The 18888-nt window shown below is 71.6% G+C and carries 14 protein-coding genes and 1 pseudogene; 7 read left to right on the top strand and 8 right to left on the bottom strand.

The annotated features are described in order from the left end of the window. Nucleotides 1-35: 35 nt before the first annotated feature. Together AB0G59_RS01970 and AB0G59_RS01965 are read right to left on the bottom strand one after the other, a co-directional pair. Nucleotides 36-2783 carry a M4 family metallopeptidase gene (locus tag AB0G59_RS01970; RefSeq protein WP_360906961.1) on the bottom strand — a complete coding sequence of 916 codons (2748 nt, stop codon included), beginning with the start codon at nucleotides 2781-2783 and terminating at the stop codon, nucleotides 36-38. Nucleotides 2784-3116: 333 nt separating this feature from the next. Beyond that, nucleotides 3117-3356 carry a DUF397 domain-containing protein gene (locus AB0G59_RS01965; RefSeq protein ID WP_360906959.1) on the bottom strand — a complete coding sequence of 80 codons (240 nt, stop codon included), beginning with the start codon at nucleotides 3354-3356 and terminating at the stop codon, nucleotides 3117-3119. Nucleotides 3357-3450: 94 nt separating this feature from the next. Between AB0G59_RS01965 and AB0G59_RS01960 the strand changes: the two genes are divergently transcribed. The 3 genes from AB0G59_RS01960 (at nucleotide 3451) to AB0G59_RS01950 (ending at nucleotide 5400) form a co-directional block, all read left to right on the top strand. Further along, nucleotides 3451-4698, top strand: a complete 1248-nt coding sequence (locus AB0G59_RS01960; protein ID WP_360906958.1) for a helix-turn-helix transcriptional regulator — start codon at nucleotides 3451-3453, stop codon at nucleotides 4696-4698. Between the two features lie 127 nt (nucleotides 4699-4825). Further along, a complete protein-coding gene (locus tag AB0G59_RS01955) occupies nucleotides 4826-5146 on the top strand; it encodes a hypothetical protein (protein ID WP_360906957.1) in 321 nt (106 codons plus the stop codon). Further along, a complete protein-coding gene (locus AB0G59_RS01950) occupies nucleotides 5143-5400 on the top strand; it encodes a DUF6255 family natural product biosynthesis protein (RefSeq protein WP_360906956.1) in 258 nt (85 codons plus the stop codon). The genes AB0G59_RS01955 and AB0G59_RS01950 overlap by 4 nt, the downstream gene beginning before the upstream one ends. Nucleotides 5401-5477: 77 nt before the next feature. On the opposite strand, the gene AB0G59_RS01945 is transcribed toward AB0G59_RS01950, so the two are convergent. The 4 genes from AB0G59_RS01945 to AB0G59_RS01930 form a co-directional block, all read right to left on the bottom strand. After that, entirely contained in the window at nucleotides 5478-9275 is a 3798-nt protein-coding gene (locus AB0G59_RS01945; RefSeq protein WP_360906954.1) for a multifunctional oxoglutarate decarboxylase/oxoglutarate dehydrogenase thiamine pyrophosphate-binding subunit/dihydrolipoyllysine-residue succinyltransferase subunit, read from the bottom strand. 241 nt (nucleotides 9276-9516) lie between these two features. Continuing rightward, nucleotides 9517-10629 carry a HAMP domain-containing sensor histidine kinase gene (locus tag AB0G59_RS01940; RefSeq protein ID WP_360906952.1) on the bottom strand — a complete coding sequence of 371 codons (1113 nt, stop codon included), beginning with the start codon at nucleotides 10627-10629 and terminating at the stop codon, nucleotides 9517-9519. Beyond that, nucleotides 10626-11363: a response regulator transcription factor gene (locus AB0G59_RS01935; protein ID WP_360906950.1), complete on the bottom strand. Its 738-nt coding sequence runs from the start codon at nucleotides 11361-11363 to the stop codon at nucleotides 10626-10628. Before AB0G59_RS01935 ends, AB0G59_RS01940 begins: the two co-directional genes overlap by 4 nt. Nucleotides 11364-11452: 89 nt before the next feature. Beyond that, on the bottom strand, nucleotides 11453-12166 hold the full coding sequence (locus tag AB0G59_RS01930) for a spermidine synthase (RefSeq protein ID WP_360906948.1): 714 nt from the start codon (nucleotides 12164-12166) through the stop codon (nucleotides 11453-11455). A gap of 98 nt (nucleotides 12167-12264) precedes the next feature. Between AB0G59_RS01930 and AB0G59_RS01925 the strand changes: the two are divergent. Then, a pseudogene (locus AB0G59_RS01925) lies at nucleotides 12265-12975 on the top strand (rhomboid-like protein); the annotation flags it as partial. A gap of 126 nt (nucleotides 12976-13101) precedes the next feature. Here AB0G59_RS01925 and AB0G59_RS01920 read toward each other — a convergent pair. Together AB0G59_RS01920 and AB0G59_RS01915 are read right to left on the bottom strand one after the other, a co-directional pair. Then, nucleotides 13102-13659: a maleylpyruvate isomerase N-terminal domain-containing protein gene (locus AB0G59_RS01920; protein WP_360907552.1), complete on the bottom strand. Its 558-nt coding sequence runs from the start codon at nucleotides 13657-13659 to the stop codon at nucleotides 13102-13104. Nucleotides 13660-13724: 65 nt separating this feature from the next. Then, nucleotides 13725-14594: an NAD(P)-binding domain-containing protein gene (locus AB0G59_RS01915; RefSeq protein WP_360906946.1), complete on the bottom strand. Its 870-nt coding sequence runs from the start codon at nucleotides 14592-14594 to the stop codon at nucleotides 13725-13727. A gap of 108 nt (nucleotides 14595-14702) precedes the next feature. On the opposite strand from AB0G59_RS01915, the gene AB0G59_RS01910 reads away from it, so the two are divergent. The 3 genes from AB0G59_RS01910 (at nucleotide 14703) to AB0G59_RS01900 (ending at nucleotide 18885) form a co-directional block, all read left to right on the top strand. Then, nucleotides 14703-15695: a helix-turn-helix domain-containing protein gene (locus AB0G59_RS01910; RefSeq protein ID WP_360906945.1), complete on the top strand. Its 993-nt coding sequence runs from the start codon at nucleotides 14703-14705 to the stop codon at nucleotides 15693-15695. Nucleotides 15696-15788: 93 nt separating this feature from the next. Beyond that, entirely contained in the window at nucleotides 15789-18197 is a 2409-nt protein-coding gene (lon, locus tag AB0G59_RS01905; RefSeq protein WP_360906943.1) for an endopeptidase La, read from the top strand. Between the two features lie 136 nt (nucleotides 18198-18333). Beyond that, nucleotides 18334-18885 (top strand): Uma2 family endonuclease, encoded by a 552-nt coding sequence (locus AB0G59_RS01900; protein ID WP_360906941.1) that lies wholly within the window; start codon nucleotides 18334-18336, stop codon nucleotides 18883-18885. Nucleotides 18886-18888 lie beyond the last annotated feature (3 nt).

Below are 18888 nucleotides of genomic sequence, written 5' to 3'. Positions count from 1 at the left end.
GGCGCCGGGGGCCCGCCTCGTTCACCCGTCGGCGGCTAGCCGCACCGACCCGCGGGGCGGGTGCGGGTCACCAGGTCGGTGGAGCCGGTGGTGCCGTCGATCCACACCACCTGCCTGCCGCCGGCCGCCGCCGCGCCGGTCTGCTCACCGCGGTTGCAGGAGACGCGCGCCCGCGCCGGGGTGGCGTCGGCGCCGAACTGCCAGAGCTTGGCCATCGTCTCGTTGCGGTACGTGGAGTCCGGCAGCTGCGCGGTGACGGTCACCGCGTCGTCGGAGGCCGTCAGGTCCAGGGCGTGGAGCGCGTCGGCGCCCTTCTCCTTGCTGATGTCGACCGTGCCGGTGCCGTCGAGGTTGGCGCGCCGCACCGCCACCTGGCCGTCGTCGACGACCTCGTCGGCGATCCACAGGACGTGCTTGCCGGTGACGGCCGTCTGGCCGATGCCCTCGGGCGTGCCGAGCTGGCTCATGAGCTTCTTCTGGCCGCTCTTGAGGTCCAGCACCTCGACGCCCATCTTGTAGGCGTCGCCGTCGGGGTAGATCTTGGCGTAGGCCAGCCGCTCGCCGCTGAGCGAGGGCAGGGCCGAACCCAGCTCCGCCCGGCGCTCGTCCACCCAGGTCGGCTGCTTGTCGCCGGTGCGCACGTAGCCCACGTGCCGGCCACCGTCGCCGTCCACGGTCTCGAAGGTCACCACCGCTCCCTCGACCCGAAGGCCGCGGATGGTGTCGGTGGTGCTGTAGAGCTTCTTGACCGGGCCGCCGGCCAGCGGCCGGGACAGCACGTCGGTGCCCGCGGACCCGTACGCCAGCCAGACCACGCTCTTGCCGTCGGTGGCGGGCTCGACGTGGTAGCGGCCGTCGTTCGGGCTCATGAGCTTCGGGGCGCCCTTGCCGTCCGTGCGGCCGGCGTAGACCGAGTACGCCTCGGTGCCGTCGTCGTTGGACTTGGACGTGGCCCACCAGCCGCCGCCCGCGCCCACGCCGGTGGCGGCGGTGTTGAGCTTGCCCAGGAGCAGGTCGGTGTCGACGCCGAGGGCCTGCTCCCAGTTGGGCACGATGCCGTGGGCGTTGAACGAGCGCTTGACGACGTTCAGGTCCTTGGCGGAGACCTTGAGGGCCTTCGCCGCGGCGATGACCGCGTCGCGGCCCTCGGTGAAGCCGTCGAGCGGCGTCATGTACTCCGTCAGCGCCTTGTAGGCGATCTTGTCGGCGAGGGTGCGGCCGAGGTCCTCACGGATGTCCCACAGGGCGCCCGAGAAGATGGTCGAGTTGAGGTGCACACCGCCGTTGTCGCTGCCGAAGGCGACGCCCAGGAAGTTCTTCGACGTCGTGGCGCCGTCGTTGAGGTCGCGCAGCGCGCACTCGCGCGGGGACTTCGTCCGGCACAGGTTGCCGCCGAGCAGGCCCGCGTTCGGGTCGTCCATCGACATGCCGGCCGCGTCCACCGCGATGGCGTTGCCGAAGTAGTCGGCGATCGCCTCGTTGAGGGCGCCCGACTGGCCGGCGTAGACGAGGTTGGCGGTGTTCTCGACGACGCCGTGCGTCATCTCGTGGCCCACGACGTCGAGGTCGGCGGAGAGCGTGCGGTGCTCCTCGTCGCCCGAGCCGTACACCATCTTGGTGCCGTCCCAGAAGGCGTTGACGTACGGCATGTCGAAGTAGGTCACGCCGACCAGGGAGTTGACGGCCGTGCCGCGGCCGTCGAGGCTGTCGCGGCCGTGCGCCTTCTTGTAGTAGTCGTAGACCTTGCCGGCGGCCCAGTGCGCGTCGACCGCGCCGGCCTCGGTGGCGTCCTTGTCGAACTGCGGCCCCTTGGAGCCGAACTCCTTGATGCCCTCGGGCCAGCGGCCGTTCGTCTCCGTGACGTCCTTGCCGCGCGCGTCCCAGGTGGCGAGCACGTTCTTGCTCGTGTCCCACATCCGGGAGTGGTCGCGCATGACGTACTCGCCGCGCGCGGTGTCGAAGTACAGCCCCAGCTCGACGGTGGTGCCGTCGTACTTCACACCGGACCCGGCGACGCCCGGGTGCCGGTCACCGGCCGCGGGGGCCTTGCCCTCGCCGGCCTCCTTGGCGCCCGCGCCGGGCGCGGCGGGCGACTTCGGGGTGCCGAAGGTCTTGATCCCGCTGTACTGCAGGACCGGGAAGCCGGCCTTGGCGTCGATGTAGACCTCCTGCAGCACGGGCTGTCCCGTGGCCGGGTCCGCGCCGCGCACGGTGACGTGGTGCGCGAGCACCCCCGCCCCCTTGGGCAGCACGACCAGGCCGCGTGCCGTGCCGCTGAGCGACGCCGCGGCCTTGGTCCGCCCGCCCTTGGCGGCGGCCACGTCGGCCTTGCCCAGCTTCTTGCCGCCGAGCCGCGAGAGCGTCGCGGCGACGGCCCGCCGCACCGCCAGCTCCTCGCCGACCTCCGCCTTGGTGTCGGCCTTCAGACCGGTGAAGTACTTCCCGGAGGTGCCGGTGACGACGCGCTTGCCGTCCTTCTTCTCCATCCGCACGACGTACTGGCCGCCCAGTACGTCGATCCCGCGGTGCTTCTGCTGGAGCCGCACCGTCTCGGCCGCCCCGCTGGTGAGCGTCTGAACGGGCTTCAGATCACGGCCGGGATCCGCGATGCGGTACCGGCTGCGCTTGTCCGCCAGGTGCCCACGCGCCGCGTCGGCCGCGCTCGCGCCGGCCTTCGCACCCTCCCGGATGCCGTCGACCAGGGAGGGGGTGGAGGTTCCCTTCCCCGGAATCACCTCGGCGGGATCCCCGCCCTTCTGCGCCGCGAACGCCTGTGCGGGCACCGCGGATACGACAAGGGCGGCAGCCCCCACCAGCGCTGCCGCCCCCGCTATCCCGCTCTTCGCGGCCGATCTTCCTGAACGTGCTCTGGGCTTACGCAAGGATTCCCCCTCCGTACGTGCCGGAACGCCGGAACATCTTTGGTCGGGGGACATGCAACAGGCGTGGCGGGAACCGATCAATGGGGTGTGCGCTGCGGGGGGCGCCTTTCGGCCGAAAGGCGATGGGCGGCCTTGCGGAGCAACCGGAGGGGTGGGATCTGCCTCCGGGCGGGGGGCGGTTGCCGCTTCGCGACCCGGTGTACGGGCGCTGCGTTACGACGAGAACGGGGCTTGTTACGGCCCCTGCGACGGCCGAGCGGCTACCGCGACGACGAGCGAGCGCTTGAGCCCGCTCACGAACGCGGCCCAGGCCGAGCACCCGACGACGACGGCCGGACCGGCCGGGTCCTTGCTGTCGCGGACGCGGACGGCACCGGGGGTGTTGTCGGTGACTTCTACGCAGTCGCCGCCGTCGGGGTTGCTGTAGGACGACTTGCGCCAGTCGGCGGTCCCTCGCGAGGCGTCTGACCCCATCTCTCCACTGTCCCAGATCATGGGCAGTCAGGGTGACTCGAACACCGGATCGGTGCGCGTAAGTCCCCTACGGGCATAGCCTCTTGGTGAGGGGATGGTGAAGCCCATGTCGTCAGGGTTGGCAGACAACGTCAGGAAGTTCCGCCGCGCGGCAGGCCTCAGCCAGGAGGGACTGGCCCACGAGTCGGGCCTCTCCGTCGGCGTCGTGCGCAAGCTGGAGCAGGGCGGTGACGCGCGCGTCGAGACGTTGCACGCACTGGCTCGGGCATTGGGCGTGACGACGTCGGTGCTGTTCGTCACGGAGACGCCGGAGCCCGTCGTGGGGGACGAGGTGAACCGGCAGTATCTGGTGGAGCTTCGGAAAGCGCTGATGCCGCCGGTCGGACTCGGCGACGCGCCCTTGGCCGTTCCCGGGGAGACCGGAGATCTCTCCGTTCTGCGGAGGGACATCGCGGATACGCATGCGCTCTACGAAGCGGACAGGTACGGATCGGTGGCCCGGAGGCTACCGAACCTCCTGCGCTGCGCCGAAGCGACTGCCCTGACGCTCGAAGGCGAGGAGGAGCAGCAGGCGACGACCGTACGCGCGCATGCGTTGCTGATGGCCGGCAAGTACCTCACACAGGTCCGCCAGTACGACATGGCGTACTACGCGCTCGCGGAGAGTATCCGGCTGGCACGGGCGAACAACGAGCGGCTCATGGCCGCCACGGGCGTGGTCGGCATGTGCTGGCTGTTGCTGCGACAGGACCGCTTCGACGAGTGCGAGCAACTCGCCGGCGTCACGGCCGAGGAAATGGAACCGCGTGTTTCAGAGGCCACCGCCGGACAACTGTCCGTGTGGGGCGAGTTGTGGCTTCGGCTCGCGTCGGCGAGCGTGCGCAACAACCGCCCGGATGTCGCACGCGAGGCTCGCAGGATGGCCGGCACCGCTGCCGTCGCGCTGGACAAGGAACACATCGCCTTCGGCGAGAACTGGGGGCAATTCGGTCCGGTGACAGCCGAGGCGAAGGTCGTCGAGGATCTGTCGCTCATGGGCGACGCGCGGGCGGTGCTCCGCCGCGATGGTGATGGTCTGCTGGGCCCGAAGGCCATCACTCATTACGGCAAGCCCAGTCCCCCGAACTGGGGTCGGCATCGGCTGGACGTCGCCAAGGCGCATGTCGCCCTTGGTTCCCACGAGGACGCCATGTGTGAGCTGAAACAGCTCCGGCAGTGCTCCGGCGAGTGGATGAAGCACCAGCCCATGGCGCGGTACGTCATGGGCGATCTCCTCAGGACACGGAAGCGGTCCTTGACCGAGGACATGCGGGAGATGGCGGCTCACCTGGGAGTTCGCTAGGAACTACCACGTAGCGTGGTAGTTCCCGTCCCGCTCACCAGCGGACTACCACGATCCGTGCCTGGTCCGGCCTTGGGGCCGCCCGTACTTTCATCGCGAGCCAGCAAGAGACGGAAGGCGTGACGCGATGACGTACAGGAACGGTGCCTACGTCGTGGACATCCGCGACGACCGAATCGCCCAAGTGGTCCGAACCACCGGCACCCGCGTCCACCTCGAACGCCCCGGTGGCGGCCTCGGCTGGGAGGCTCCCGCCACCGCCCTCCGTCTGGCGACCCGGGACGAGCGGAACGCCGCCGGGCTGCGGCCCTACCTCAGCGGTTGTACGGACTGCGCCGAGCTGGAGGAGGCCTGGCGGGTGGCGCCGGACGGGGAGCGGCGGCGGGCCGGGGTCGAGGCGCGGGCGCACTGGATCGTGGCGCATTCCGCCGTGCGGGAGGACGCGTGAGGGGCATCGGCCGGCTCGTGAACAACTGCACCCACAGCGGGGGCTGGGCCTCGGACGGGGAGGGCGGGCAGCGCTGCGATGCCTGTGGGACCCGGCGCTTCACCGGGTACGGCGCCCTGCGGCCCCCCGGTCTGCCGCACGCGCGGACCCCGTCCGACGCGGACCGGGCCAGGGCCGACCGATCGGCGGCTCTGCTGATCTCGCGGACCGCCCGCCACCTCTGCCGTTGGCGGCTGAGCACAGCGGCTCTGTGACCACCGGAAACGGGACCGGGCCCCCACCGCCGAAGCGGTGGGGGCCCGGTGCCGTCGTACTGGGCGATCACGCGAGGTCAGGCGTCGAAGACCTCGGCGACCAGTGCCTGCTGCTCCGCCTGGTGGCGCTTGGCCGAGCCGACCGCCGGGGAGGAGGAGTGCGGCCGGGAGATCCGGCGCAGTCGCTCGCGGGCCGGGACGTCGGCGCCGACGGCCAGGTCCAGGTGGTCGATCAGGTTCAGCGCGATGAACGGCCACGCACCCTGGTTCGCCGGCTCCTCCTGTGCCCAGATGTACTTCTCGGCGTTGGGGAACTTGGCGATCTCGGCCTGGAGCTCCGCACCCGGCAGCGGGTAGAGGCGCTCGAGGCGGATCAGGGCGGTGTCGGTCACGCCGCGCTTCTCCCGCTCGGCGACGAGGTCGTAGTAGACCTTGCCCGCGCAGAAGACGACCTTGCGGACGGCGTTCGCGTCGACGTTCTCGTCACCGATGACCGGGCGGAAGCCGCCGGTGGTGAACTCCTCCGCCTTCGACGCCGCGGCCTTCAGACGCAGCATCGACTTCGGGGTGAAGACGATGAGCGGCTTGTGGTGCGGGTTGTGGACCTGCCAGCGCAGGAGGTGGAAGTAGTTCGACGGCAGCGTCGGCATGGCGACCGTCATGTTGTTCTGCGCGCACAGCTGCAGGAAGCGCTCGACGCGGGCCGAGGAGTGGTCCGGGCCCTGGCCCTCGTAGCCGTGCGGCAGCAGCAGGGTGACACCAGAGGTCTGGTTCCACTTCTGCTCGGAGGAGGAGATGAACTCGTCCACGATGCTCTGGGCACCGTTGACGAAGTCACCGAACTGCGCCTCCCACATGACCAGCGCGTCCGGGCGGGCCAGCGAGTAGCCGTACTCGAAGCCCATCGCCGCGTACTCGCTGAGCAGCGAGTCGTAGACGTTGTAGCGGGCCTGGTCCTCGGACAGGTACAGCAGCGGGGTGAAGTCCTCGCCGGTCTCCCGGTCGACGAGCACCGCGTGGCGCTGGCCGAAGGTGCCGCGGCGGGAGTCCTGGCCGGCGAGCCGGACCGGGGTGCCCTCCATCAGCAGGGAGCCGAAGGCGAGGGTCTCGCCCATGCCCCAGTCGATGGTGCCGTCCTCGACGCTGGAGGCGCGGCGCTGCAGCTGCGGCAGCAGACGCGGGTGCACGGTGACGCCCTCGGGCAGGGTGACCTGCGACTCGGCGATCCGCTTGACGACCTCCTGGGAGATCGCGGTGTCCACGTGCACCGGGAACTCGGGCTGCGGGGCCGGGGCCTCGATGGTGGCGGGGGCCGTGTCGGCCTCCCGGACCTCCATGAAGACCTTCTCCAGCTGGCCCTGGTAGTCCTGCAGCGCCTGCTCGGCCTCTTCCAGCGTGATGTCGCCACGACCGATGAGGGACTCGGTGTACAGCTTGCGCACCGAGCGCTTCTTGTCGATCAGGTCGTACATCAGCGGCTGGGTGAAGCCCGGGTTGTCGGACTCGTTGTGGCCGCGGCGGCGGTAGCAGATCAGGTCGATGACGACGTCCTTGTTGAACGCCTGGCGGAACTCGAAGGCGAGCCGCGCGACGCGGACCACGGCCTCCGGGTCGTCACCGTTCACATGGAAGATCGGCGCCTCGATCATCCGGGCGACGTCGGTGCAGTACATCGACGAGCGCGAGGACTCCGGCGGCGCGGTGAAGCCGACCTGGTTGTTGATGACGATGTGCACGGTGCCGCCGGTGCGGTAGCCGCGCAGCTGCGACATGTTCAGGGTCTCGGCCACGACGCCCTGGCCCGCGAAGGCCGCGTCGCCGTGCAGCTGGATCGGCAGGACGGTGAAGTCCGTGCCGGCCTTGCCGATGATGTCCTGCTTGGCGCGGGCGATGCCCTCGACGACCGGGTCGACCGTCTCCAGGTGGGAGGGGTTGGCGGCCAGCGAGACGTTGATCTGCTCGCCGTCCAGGCCGGTGAAGACGCCCTCGGCACCCAGGTGGTACTTCACGTCGCCGGAGCCGTGCATCGACTTCGGGTCGAGGTTGCCCTCGAACTCGCGGAAGATCTGCGCGTAGGACTTGCCGACGATGTTGGCGAGGACGTTGAGGCGGCCGCGGTGGGCCATGCCGATGACGGCCTCGTCCAGGCGGGACTCGGCGGCCGCGTCCAGAACGGCGTCCAGCAGCGGGATGACGGACTCGCCGCCCTCCAGGGAGAACCGCTTCTGGCCGACGTACTTCGTCTGCAGGAACGTCTCGAACGCCTCGGCGGCGTTCAGGCGGCGCAGGATGCGCAGCTGCTCCTCGCGCTCCGGCTTGGAGTGCGGGCGCTCGACGCGGTCCTGGATCCACTTGCGCTGCTTGGGGTCCTGGATGTGCATGAACTCGATGCCGGTGGTGCGGCAGTACGAGTCGCGCAGCACGCCCAGGATGTCGCGCAGCTTCATCATCGACTTGCCGGCGAAGCCGCCGACCGCGAACTCGCGCTCCAGGTCCCACAGGGTGAGGCCGTGCTCGGTGATGTCGAGGTCGGGGTGCTTGCGCTGGCGGTACTCCAGCGGGTCGGTGTCGGCCATGACGTGGCCGCGGACCCGGTAGGAGTGGATCAGCTCGAAGACGCGGGCGGCCTTCGTGACGTCGTCGTCGTGCGAGGCGTCGATGTCCTTGAGCCAGCGGACCGGCTCGTAGGGGATGCGCAGCGCCTGGAAGATCTCGTCGTAGAAGTCGTTCTCGCCGAGCAGCAGCTGGTGCATGATCCGCAGGAACTCGCCGGAGGCGGCGCCCTGGATGACCCGGTGGTCGTAGGTCGACGTCAGGGTCATCACCTTGGAGATGCCCATCTTGTTCAGGGCGTCCTGCGAGGTGCCCTGGAACTCGGCGGGGTAGTCCATGGCGCCCACGCCGATGATCAGACCCTGGCCGGGCATCAGGCGCGGCACGGAGTGCACGGTGCCGATGCCGCCGGGGTTGGTCAGCGACGCGGTGACCCCGGTGAAGTCGTCCATCGTCAGCTTGCCGACGCGGGCGCGGCGGACGATGTCCTCGTAGGCCTGCCAGAACTCGAAGAAGTTCAGGGTCTCGGCCTTCTTGATGGCCGCCACCACGAGCTGGCGGTCGCCGTTCGGCTTCACCAGGTCGATCGCCAGGCCCAGGTTGACGTGCTCGGGCTTGACGAGGGTGGGCTTGCCGTCCTTCTCCATGAAGGAGTGGTTCATCGACGGCATCAGCTTCAGCGCCTGCACCATGGCGTAGCCGATGAGGTGCGTGAAGGAGACCTTGCCACCCCGGGCGCGCTTGAGGTGGTTGTTGATGACGATGCGCTGGTCGAACAGCAGCTTCACCGGGACGGCGCGGACGGACGTGGCCGTCGGCAGCTCCAGCGAGGCGTTCATGTTCTTGGCGACCGCGGCGGACGGACCGCGCAGCGTCACCAGCTCCGGGCCGGCGGCCGGCTCGGCCGGCTTGGCGGCGGGGACCGGCTTGGCGGCCGGGGTCTTGGTGACGGGCTTCGCCGGGGCCTGCGGGGCGGCCGGGGCCGCCTTCGGGGCGGCGGGAGCCGGTGCTGCCGGGGCGGCGGGTGCCGCGCTCGGCTGTGCGGCGGCCGGAGCCGCCGCGGGCTGCGCGGTGGGCGCAGCGGGGGTGCCGGGGGTCTCGACCCCGGTCAGCGGCTGCGGGGGCGTGGCCCCCGCAGTGCCCGGCTTGTAGTCGGCGAAGAAGTCCCACCAGGCTCGGTCGACCGAGTTCGGGTCCTGGAGGTACTGCTGGTAGATCTCGTCGACGAGCCACTCATTGGGACCGAACACGTCGGCAGGACTCTTGGCCTGCCCCGTTTGGTCGGTCGAGACGCTCGAGGTGTTGGGGGACTGTGGCGACACGGCGGCAACCGCCCTCTTCCGCTTCCTAAGGTGGTGGACAGCGGGAATAAAGGCTACGCCTGTCGGGACCTTAGATGCAGGCCACCCGGGCCAGTCGTCGCCTAAGTCACACTCTGCCCCGGGTTTCGGGGCATGACCAGGCGGGAAAACCCGGAGGTTCCGATTCTCCCCGGGCTTCCAGGGTTCGCCGAAGCATGCCCCGCATCCGGTTGGATGTGTGCTCCCACCTACCGACCCTACGTCAACTCTGTTCGCGAGGTCCGCCCGGAAGAGTGACCCGGATGCGGCAGCCCCGTGGGGACTCGGCCACCCCTATGCTCCCGCCGTGCAGGTCGACCGCCCAGCGGGCGATGGCCAGGCCCAGGCCCGTGCCGCCGTCGCTGCCCGGGCCCTGCTTGCCGTACGGGCCCCGGTTGAAGCGCTCGAAGACCCGGTGCCGCTCGGCCTCGGGGATGCCGGGCCCCTCGTCCAGGACCTCCAGGGCCAGCGACTGGGCCCCCTCGCCCCGGCGGGCCCGTACCGTCACCCGGCCGTGCGGGGGGCTGTGCTTGACGGCGTTGTCCACCAGGTTGGCCACCACCTGGTGCAGCCGCTCCGCGTCCGCGTGCGCCGTCAGCTCCGGCGGCGAGACGTCCAGGTGCAGGTGGACGTCCTTGCGGGCACGCGGCGACGATCCACTGCCGCTGGCCATGCTCGCCTCCTTCAGCACCCCGGCCAGGTACGGCCACACCTCGAAGCGCCGGGCGTGCAGCGGCACGACCCCGTTGTCCAGCCTGGACAGGTCCAGCAGCTGCTCGACCAGCCGGCCCAGCCGTTCGGTCTGCTTCAGCGCGGTGCGCATGGTCTCCGGGTCGGCGGCCGAGACGCCGTCCACGACGTTCTCCAGCACCGCCCGCAGCCCCGCGATGGGGGTGCGCAGCTCGTGCGAGACGTTGGCGACGAGCTCCTTGCGGTGGGTGTCCACCGCCTCCAGGTCCGCCGCCATCCGGTTGAAGGCGATGGCCAGGTCGCCGAACTCGTCCCGGCGGGCGGCCCGCACCCGCCGGGTGTAGTCGCCCTGCGCCATCGAACGGGTGACAGCGGTCATCTCGTCCAGCGGGGCGGTCAGGCCGTGCGCCACGAACTGGGTGATCAACAGCGACGCGATGATCGAGAAGATGGTGATCACCCGGATCTCGGTCGCCGAGTGGAGCGCGACGAAGACCAGGAGGGTCGTGATCACCACCGACCCGATGACGAGCGCGCCCAGGGCCGCCTTCACCGACCGGTACGGGTCCAGCGGCCGCAGCGCCTCCCATATGCGGCCCCACAGGCCCGGTGGCGGCTGCCGGTCGCCGGGCAGGGAACCGCTCATGCCGCCGGGGTCTCCAATGCGTAGCCGACCCCGTGGACCGTACGGATGCGCTCCGCCCCGATCTTCCGGCGCAGCGCCTTGATGTGGCTGTCCACGGTCCGGGTGCCCGAGGCGTCCGCCCAGTCCCACACCTCGGCCAGCAGCTGCTCGCGGGAGAGGACCGCGCGCGGGGTGTTGGCCAGGCAGACCAGCAGGTCGAACTCGGTCGGCGTCAGGTGCACGTCCGAGCCGCGCACCCGCACTCTGCGCTGCGCGTGGTCGATCTCCAGCTCGCCCAGGCGCAGGATGCCGCTGCGCGGTGTGTGCGCGGCCAGCGTCGCCCGCTCCACCCGGCGCAGCAGGACGTGCACCCGGGCCGCCAGCTCGCGCATCGAGAACGGCTTGGTCATGTAGTCGTCCGCCCCGACGCCGAGCCCGACCAGCATGTCGGTCTCGTCGTCGCGCGCGGTGAGCATCAGTACCGGCACGGGCCGCTGCGCCTGCACCCTGCGGCAGACCTCCAGGCCGTCGAAGCCGGGCAGCATGACGTCCAGGACCAGCAGGTCCGGCTGCCACGCCTCCGCGGTGTCCACGGCCGCGGGCCCGTCCCCCGCGGTACGTACTTGAAATCCCTCGGCCCGCAACCGGGCCGCGATGGCGTCGGTGATCGTCCTGTCGTCCTCGACGATCAGTACCCGGCGCTGTGCCCCGGCAGAGGCTGCGGCGCCGCTCGGGCCGATGTGTGTCTGCTCCATGCGCCCCGCCCCTAGCGTCTTCCCGTAGCGTTTTCGCTACCAGTCCTGCAGGTGTGGAAGGCAGGGTACGGGGACTCGGCGCGCCTCGGCTACGCGGCACAGATGCCGAGGTGGACGACGTCCGGGACGCCTCGGGCAACGGTGATCTCTTCAGTAATTACCCCGGCGAATCCGGCATTCCGGAGGGCTTGTTCGAATGCCGGGGAGGGCTGTGCGGACCATACGGCGAGCACTCCGCCGGGCGTCAGGCGGGCCCGGCAGGCGGCCAGGCCGGCGGGTGAGTAGAGGCCGGCGTTGCCCTCGGTGACGGTCCAGTCGGGGCCGTTGTCGATGTCCAGGCAGAGCGCGTCGTAGCGGGGGCCGGGCCCGTGCAGGTGGTCCAGGAGGTCGGCGTGGACGACCTCCGTGCGCGGGTCGGCGAGCGCCTCCCCGGAGATCGCGGCGAGCGGGCCGGTGCGGTGCCAGTCGATGACCGCGCCCTCGCGTTCGACGACCGCGATGCGGCCCCACCGCTGTTCGCAGGCCGCTCTGGCCAGGGAGAAACCCACGCCGAGCCCGCCGATCAGGACGGCCGGGCGCTCGCGCCCGGGCGGCAGGGCGGCCAGCGCCGCGTCCACGAGCCGGCGCTCGGAGCGGCCGTCGGCGGTGTCCATCAGGAAGCAGCCGTTGGCGATGATCTCGTGGTGCGCTCCCCGCCGCCGCAGCACGATCTCGCCGTACGGGCCGTCGCGCCGCTCGAGCACGACGGGCGCCTCGCCGCCGGCCTGACGATCACCGGTGTGCCGGACATTCGGGACAGTCATGCGAGCCTCCTGAAGTCGTCGGTCACCCGGCCGACGCGCCGTGGCGTCAAGAGGTTGACAAGGGTGACCGGAGTCACGGCCAGAGGTTGATTCTGCGGATGGCTGTGCACCTTAATGTTCTAGAACGGACGGGCGCGGAGGACTGCCCGGAGAGCCCGGCAAAGTCTTGGTACCGAACGCCGGACGGGCTGCGCGGAAAGGGGCTTGGCCGAGTGACTGCGGTTGACGCCGACGCGATAGCCGCCCCCGACGGACGCGGCAGACGACGCGCGCCGCGCGGCCTGCGCCGGCTCCTGCCCACCCCCACGGGCACGCCCTTCACGTTCTTCTATGCCCTGATCCTGCTGGCCACGGCCGTCTACGCCGACTTCGGCGACGAGGCCACGGTCGATCAGCTGCTGCGCGACTCCAGCACCGACGCGGCACACCTCGCCGACCGTCCGCTGTTCGTCCTCGTCGCCAGCGCCCTGTGGGTCGCCGGCGGGCTGTACTCCGCGTACGGCGTGGCCTTCGTCCTCGTCCTCACCTCCCTCGAACGGCGCGTCGGCGGGGCCCGTACGGCCGGGGTCTTCCTCGTGGGGCACGTCCTGGCCACGCTGGCCACGGAGCTGCCGGTGGCGGGCGCGGTCGCGGCCGGGAGGCTGCCGGAGAGCGCCCTGCACCGCCTCGACTACGGCATCAGCTTCGGCCTGATGGCCTGCGTCGGTGCCCTGTCCGGACTGCTGCCGCCCCGCGGCAGGTGGGCCCTGCTGGCCGTGGCGGGCTCGATGTGCGCCCAGGACCTGATCGAGCTCGTCGACCCGCTCGCCAGCTGGGGCCACCCCATAGCCCTGCTGACGGGCCTCGCCTGTGTGCCGCTCGTCCGCGAGGGCGCCCGGCGGACCGGACGCTCGGACGGGCCGGTGGGCTCGGTGGGCACCGTGGACCCCGGCGCCTCAGCGGACGCTGCCGTCCCACTGCCATTCCTGCCGCCGTGGCTGCCCCGGCAGTACGTCCCGCCCCGTGCACCACAGGAGGGTGCGGCCGGCGGGGTGGCCGGCCGGGGCGTCGGGGAAGAGCCGGCGGAGGGCGGGCGCGCAGAGCCCGTCGGGCGGGGTCCACTCCAGCCCCAGTCCGCGCGCGATGTCGTGGGTGTGGACGACGGTCTCCACCACGCCCATGGCCGCGAAGCCGGGTCCGTCGGAGTGGCCCCAGGGGTGCCAGGCCCGGTCCCCGGGCCCCGCGCCGCGGACGACGGCGGCCAGGAGCGCCGCCGCGATGCGGATGCCCTCCAGGCGCGCTGAGAGCGGGGCCGCCGGGTCCAGCGAGGCGAACAGCGCGATGTAGCGGTCGGTGGGCCGGGCCGTCAGCAGCCCCGCGTAGCCGACGAGGCCGAGCGCCAGGTGGTCGAGGGTCGCGTGAGCGGACCAGTCCAGGCGCCCGGCGGGACGCGACCAGTCCCCGTCGGCGCCCGCCTGAAGAGCGGCCGTGCACTCCTCGGCGGCCGCGACCACGAGCGCGGCCCACGAGGCCGTGGTGAGCACGGCGCCCTCCGCGTCCCGCGCCGGTGCCGGGGCGCTCACGCGCGGCCCCCGGCGCGTACGACCTCGATCAGACGCGCGTAGCTGTCGCCGCCGTGGCCCGCCGCGACGGCCCTGGCGGTGAACGCCTTGAGCAGCTCCGGCAGCTCGACGTCCAGGCCGCGGGCCTCGCTGGCGTGGACGAGGTGGTCCATCGTCGCCAGGTGGATGTCGAGGGTGGCGTCGTCGCCCGGGTAGTGGCCCGCGTCGATCTGGGGCGCGTACGTGCTCATGAAGCCCGTGACCGCCGTGAGCCAGCGGATCGCCACCGGGGTGAAGTCCGCCGCGCTCACCTTCTCCGAGCCGGTCAGCGCGGCGCCGTGCAGCCAGCCGCTGAGCGCCGACCACATCAAGCCGAGCAGCGCCGTGTCGTACAGCGAGGCCAGCGCCGGGTCGGCGCCGAGGTCCACCGGGTCGGCCAGGCTCGCCAGCGTCCGCCGGTGCGCGGCGAACGCCGTCGGCGAGCCGCTGCACAGCAGCATGAACTCCGCGCTCCCGATGCCCGGCGGGGTCGTCATGATCGCCCCGTCGAGGTAGTCGGCGCCGTGCTCCGCCGCCCACGCCGCGCTCTCGCGGGCCTGCTCCGGCGAGCCGGAGGTGAGGTTGACGAGCGTGCGCCCGGCCAGGGCGCCGGCGACCGGGCCGAGGACGGCGCGGGCGTCGTCGTAGGTCGTCACGCAGACCACGACGAGCTCGCTCGCGGCGACGGCGGCGCCGGGCGACTCCGCGCGGACGGCGCCCCGCGCCACCAGGGCGTCGGCCTTGGCGGCCGAACGGTTCCAGACGGTGGTGGTGTGGCCGGCGGCCAGGAACGCGCCGGCCAGGGCGGAGCCCATCTGGCCCAGGCCGAGAACGGTGACAGCGGTCATGGTTCCTCCCGTTGTTGATCAAGTGGAACCACGCTCGCACCGCCCGTCCGCCGCCGACAGTGGCAGGACTGCCGGGCGTCGAAAAATTCCTGCCATAGGCTGCGGGGCATGAGCGCAGGAACCGTCGCCGTGGTCGTGATCGATGACGACGTCCCCTTCTGGGACCTGTACGAGCTGGGGGTGGTCTGCACCGTCTTCGGCATCCCGCACCACGACCTGGCCGACCCCTGGTACGACCTGCGGCTGTGCTCGGCGGGGGAAGCCGGGGACACCGGGGCGCACGCGCGGGCCGGGGCGGGCGGCTTCGCGCTGCGCACGCCCCACGGGCTGGAGGGCCTGGCCGGCGCGGACACCGTGATCGTCCCCTCGGTGCCGGAGGCCTGCGTCGACGGCGACCGGGAGCTGCCCCCGGACCTCCTGACCGCGCTGCGCCGCGCCGCCGACGACGGGGCCCGCATGGTGTCCCTGTGCGCCGGCGCCTTCGCGCTCGCCGAGGCCGGGATCCTCGACGGCCGCCGCGCCACCGCCCACTGGATGCACACCGAACAGCTCGCGCGGCGCCATCCCGGCGTCGACATCGACGACTCCGTCCTCTACGTCGACGACGGCGACGTCCTCACCAGCGCCGGGGTCACCGCCGGGCTCGACCTGTGCCTGCACCTGGTGCGCCGCGACCTCGGCGCGCACGTCGCCAACCAGCTGGCCCGCCGTCTCGTCGTGCCCGCGCACCGGCCCGGAGGCCAGGCCCAGTTCGTCGACCTGTCCGTACCCGCCACCGACGACGACGGCCTGGCGCCCGTACTGGAGTGGGCCACCGCGCACCTGGACCGGCCGCTGACCGTCGACGACCTGGCCCGCCGGGCCGGGACGAGCCCGCGGACGCTCCACCGCAGGCTGCACGCGGCCACGGGCGCGACGCCGCTGCAGTGGCTGCTCACCCAGCGGCTCGCGCGGGCCCAGTCGCTGCTGGAGTCGACGGCGTTGTCGGTGGAACGGATCAGCGAGCTGAGCGGGCTGGGGACGGGGGCGAATCTGCGCCGGCACTTCGCGCTGCACTTCGGGGTGACGCCGACGGACTACCGGCGGGCCTTCCCGGCTTGATCGCTCAGAGCGAACGGACGGAGGACGGGGAACATCCGGACGGCGCCAAGCATTGAGTCGGCATAGCTCAACTTGCCTGCCGAAGGGGAGATCATGGCTTCGATGTCGACACCGCTCACCCTGCCCGTGCTGCCGCTCGATGACGAGGTGGTCCTGCCCGGCATGGTCGTACCGCTGGACCTCTCGGACGCGGAGGTACGAGCGGCCGTGGAGGCCGCGCAGGCCGCCGCCTCCTCCGGCAACAAGCCGAAGGTGCTGCTCGTTCCGCGCGTCGACGGCACGTACGCGGGAGTGGGCACGCTCGGCACCGTCGAGCAGGTGGGGCGCCTCTCCGACGGCGACCCCGGCGCGCTCATCCGCGGCGACCGCCGGGTGCGGATCGGCGCCGGCACGACCGGCCCGGGCGCCGCGCTGTGGGTCGAGGGCACCCCGATGGAGGAGCTCACGCCCGACCCTCTGCCGGGCGCGGTGACCGAGCTGATGAAGGAGTACAAGGCGCTGGCCACCAGCTGGCTGCGCAAGCGCGGCGCCTGGCAGGTCGTGGACCGCGTCCAGCAGATCGACGGCGTCGGCCAGCTCGCCGACAACTCCGGCTACTCCCCCTTCCTCACCGTCGCCCAGCGCGTCGAGCTGCTGGAGACCGCCGACCCGGTGGCCCGACTCAAGCTCGCCGTGAAGTGGCTCGGCGACCACCTCGCCGAGCAGGACGTCGCCGAGTCCATCGCCAAGGACGTCCAGGAGGGCGTCGACAAGCAGCAGCGCGAGTTCCTGCTGCGCCGCCAGCTGGAGGCCGTCCGCAAGGAGCTCGCCGAACTCAACGGCGACCCGGAGAACGAGTCCGACGACTACCGCGCCCGCGTCGAGGCCGCCGACCTGCCCGAGAAGGTCCGCGAGGCCGCGCTAAAGGAGGTCGACAAGCTCGAGCGCGCCTCCGACCAGAGCCCGGAGGGCGGCTGGATCCGCACCTGGCTCGACACGGTCCTGGAGATGCCGTGGAACGAGCGCACCGAGGACGCGTACGACATCCCCGGCGCCAAGGCCGTCCTCGACACCGACCACGCGGGCCTGGAGGACGTGAAAGAACGGATCACCGAGTACCTGGCGGTGCGCAAGCGGCGCGCCGACCGGGGGCTGGGCGTGGTCGGCGGGCGGCGCGGGGGCGCGGTGCTCGCGCTCGTCGGCCCGCCCGGCGTCGGAAAGACCTCGCTGGGCGAGAGCGTGGCCCGCGCCATGGGGCGGAAGTTCGTCCGCGTGGCCCTCGGCGGCGTCCGCGACGAGGCCGAGATCCGCGGCCACCGGCGTACGTACGTCGGCGCGCTGCCCGGCCGGATCGTCCGGGCGGTCAAGGAGGCCGGCTCGATGAACCCGGTCGTCCTGCTCGACGAGATCGACAAGGTCGGCTCGGACTTCCGCGGCGATCCGGCGGCGGCCCTGCTGGAGGTCCTCGACCCGGCCCAGAACCACACCTTCCGTGACCACTACCTGGAAGTCGAGCTCGACCTGTCGGACGTCGTCTTCCTGGCGACGGCCAATGTCCTGGAGGCCATCCCGGAGGCCCTCCTGGACCGCATGGAGCTCGTCCGCCTCGACGGCTACACCGAGGACGAGAAGGTCGTCATCGCCCGCGACCACCTGCTGCCCCGCCAGCTGGAGCGCGCCGGCCTGGAGAGCGGCGAGGTCGTGCTGGAGGACGAGGCCCTGCGCAAGCTCGCCGGCGAGTACACGCGCGAAGCGGGCGTACGCACCCTGGAGCGCGCGGTGGCCCGCCTGCTGCGCAAGATCGCGGCGCAGCACGAACTGGGCGAGCAGGAGCTTCCCTTCACGGTGGGCGTGGAGGAGCTGCGCCCGCTGATCGGCCGCCCGCACCACACCCCGGAGTCGGCCCAGGACCCGGCCGAGCGCCGCACGTCGGTGCCGGGCGTGGCGACGGGCCTGGCGGTCACGGGCGCGGGCGGCGACGTCCTCTTCGTCGAGGCGTCGCTGGCCGACCCGGAGACCGGCGGCGCGGGCCTGACCCTGACCGGACAGCTCGGCGACGTCATGAAGGAGTCCGCCCAGATCGCCCTGTCCTTCCTGCGCTCGCACGGCGCCGAACTGGAGCTGCCGGTCGGCGACTTCAAGGAGCGCGGCGTCCACCTGCACGTCCCGGCGGGCGCGGTCCCCAAGGACGGCCCGAGCGCGGGCGTCACCATGACGACGGCCCTGGCCTCCCTGCTCTCCGGCCGCCAGGTCCGCCCGGACGTGGCGATGACGGGCGAGGTCTCCCTGACGGGCCGCGTGCTGCCCATCGGCGGCGTCAAGCAGAAGCTGCTGGCCGCCCACCGGGCCGGGATCACCACGGTCGTCATCCCCAAGCGCAACGAGCCCGACCTCGACGACGTCCCCGCGGAGGTCCTGGAGAAGCTCGACGTCCACCCCGTCTCCGACGTCCGCCAGGTCCTGCAGCTGGCCCTGACGCCGGCCACGACCACGGCGGAACCGGAGGTCCCGGTCGCGGCGTGACGGACGCGCCCGGGGCACGGGCCCGGTTCCCGCGGATGCGGGGGCCGGGCTTCGGGCGTGTCCGGGTGCGTGTCCACGTCGTTGAGGTGTGGGGCTGCCATTGGGCTGACCATCACATTGCCGGACGGGATTCGCGATGGCCGACATCATTGAAGCGGACGAGATGTTCGAGCTTCTCTACGAGATCACACCTGAGGACTTCAAGTCCGATGTCGCCGGCGGAGCCATCTGGATGGTGCCGAATCGGGACACGCGCTGGGACATCATCGCGAACGTGCTGTCCCAGCTGACCGACCATTTCGGCAAGGTGAGCCGGATCATGCACGACGTCCGCCTCGGACTCCCCGGATACGGCAATGTATTCGCGCCGGACCTGTTCAAGCTGACGTCCGGCGCCGAGCATGACGCTCAGGGGCACTGGCGCTACCAGGACGTCGAGTTCGTCCTTGAGGTGATTACACGCGGGACCGCCGACAACGACTACGGCAAGAAGAGGGCCGCCTATGCCGCCGGCGGGGTCCCGGTCCATACGATCGTGGACCCGTACGTCGGGCAGTGCCGTGTGCACACGCAGCCCAAGAACGGCGAGTACCGCTTCAGGCGAATCCTCGACTTCGGCGAGCCGATCGACCTCACCGACACCGTCCTCGGCCTGACGATCACCACGGACGAATTCCCCCGCGACTGAGGT

Origin of the sequence: Streptomyces sp. NPDC021096, assembly GCF_040641275.1 — a bacterium.
Classification (GTDB): Bacteria; Actinomycetota; Actinomycetes; order Streptomycetales; family Streptomycetaceae; genus Streptomyces.
This window is presented reverse-complemented; position numbering and strand designations above follow the sequence as displayed.

Bases quoted from the DNA above. Each gene is read 5' to 3' on its own strand.
- AB0G59_RS01965 (WP_360906959.1), bottom strand. From the start codon at position 3,356: ATGGGGTCAGACGCCTCGCGAGGGACCGCCGACTGGCGCAAGTCGTCC.
- AB0G59_RS01960 (WP_360906958.1), top strand. From the start codon at position 3,451: ATGGTGAAGCCCATGTCGTCAGGGTTGGCAGACAACGTCAGGAAGTTC.
- AB0G59_RS01955 (WP_360906957.1), top strand. From the start codon at position 4,826: ATGACGTACAGGAACGGTGCCTACGTCGTGGACATCCGCGACGACCGA.
- AB0G59_RS01940 (WP_360906952.1), bottom strand. From the start codon at position 10,629: ATGAGCGGTTCCCTGCCCGGCGACCGGCAGCCGCCACCGGGCCTGTGG.
- AB0G59_RS01935 (WP_360906950.1), bottom strand. From the start codon at position 11,363: ATGGAGCAGACACACATCGGCCCGAGCGGCGCCGCAGCCTCTGCCGGG.
- AB0G59_RS01930 (WP_360906948.1), bottom strand. From the start codon at position 12,166: ATGACTGTCCCGAATGTCCGGCACACCGGTGATCGTCAGGCCGGCGGC.
- AB0G59_RS01915 (WP_360906946.1), bottom strand. From the start codon at position 14,594: ATGACCGCTGTCACCGTTCTCGGCCTGGGCCAGATGGGCTCCGCCCTG.
- AB0G59_RS01910 (WP_360906945.1), top strand. From the start codon at position 14,703: ATGAGCGCAGGAACCGTCGCCGTGGTCGTGATCGATGACGACGTCCCC.
- lon (WP_360906943.1), top strand. From the start codon at position 15,789: ATGGCTTCGATGTCGACACCGCTCACCCTGCCCGTGCTGCCGCTCGAT.
- AB0G59_RS01900 (WP_360906941.1), top strand. From the start codon at position 18,334: ATGGCCGACATCATTGAAGCGGACGAGATGTTCGAGCTTCTCTACGAG.